Raw genomic sequence first — 853 nt, 5'->3', positions numbered from 1 at the left:
TTACTAATCCATGCCTCGCCAATTTTAACGGCTTCAGTTGAAATCTTACCTGTAATCGCACACACATAGGATTGGCGATGTGGCTCAATTATTATTTGTGTATCATTATAGGAAATATCAATCATATCGCCATCTTTTAATTGAAATCGATCTAAAATATCTTTGGGCAATAAAATACGTCCTAGTTTCCCAATACGTTTTGTTTGCAATCTCTATACACCTCACAGTCCATTACTCTTTTTTAATTCATCCAAATTACTTTTAACTACATCCATTTTTAGCATGGCTTCTGAGACTTTATTCAAATCTTGACTCTCATCAATTGTTTTTTGAAGTAGTGCTTTTTCTTCTTCTAAGGCTGCCATCTCTACTTGGGTTTTCTCGGCCATCAATACCAGATTCATCAATCCATCGTTCTTAGGTGCTTTTTCAGCAACAAATGACTTTGCTCCTTTAATGTCCCCTGTCTGAAGATAGGCAGTCACAATGTGGGTTTTTCGTTCATCTGTCAACTCGACTAAATCTTTATTAGCCAGGACTTGGTCCCACTCCTTTGCAAGCACACCTTTTGCAAACTCAACATGTGGATTGCCGACCTTCAAAATTTCTTCCAAACGATCCAATTGATCTGGTTGATTTTGCTTCGTCATGTGCTCCGTGAGTTGACTGACCGCATCCTCATCTTTTGCCAGATATTTTTCATAAGCCCCATGTTTCATCCAGAGTTGATGCAACAACTCCGTCTCATCTTTATTTAGACTTTCATACTCCCTTGATTCCAAAGCCTTCATAACACCATCGGTATCTCCTAGCGCCTTCATAACACCATCGGTATCTCCTAGCTGTCAATCCA

2 protein-coding genes are annotated in these 853 nt (G+C 39.0%); both read right to left on the bottom strand.

The window, feature by feature from the left end; all coding sequences use genetic code 11:
* Nucleotides 1-209: AbrB/MazE/SpoVT family DNA-binding domain-containing protein (locus AC1DSL_RS18875; RefSeq protein ID WP_477533425.1), on the bottom strand; the 209-nt coding region annotated here is incomplete at its 3' end.
* A 12-nt stretch (nt 210-221) separates the two neighbouring features.
* Nucleotides 222-821: a hypothetical protein gene (locus AC1DSL_RS18870; RefSeq protein ID WP_477533424.1), complete on the bottom strand. Its 600-nt coding sequence runs from the start codon at nt 819-821 to the stop codon at nt 222-224.
* Nucleotides 822-853 lie beyond the last annotated feature (32 nt).

This window comes from Paenisporosarcina sp. P4_D4, assembly GCF_056401835.1.
The sequence above is the reverse complement of the archived record's forward strand: the minus strand, read 5'-3'. Positions and strand labels throughout refer to the sequence as shown.

What these genes read in the sequence shown, in the direction of transcription:
- AC1DSL_RS18870 (WP_477533424.1), bottom strand. Translation starts at nt 821, where the DNA reads ATGAAGGCGCTAGGAGATACCGATGGTGTTATGAAGGCTTTGGAATCA.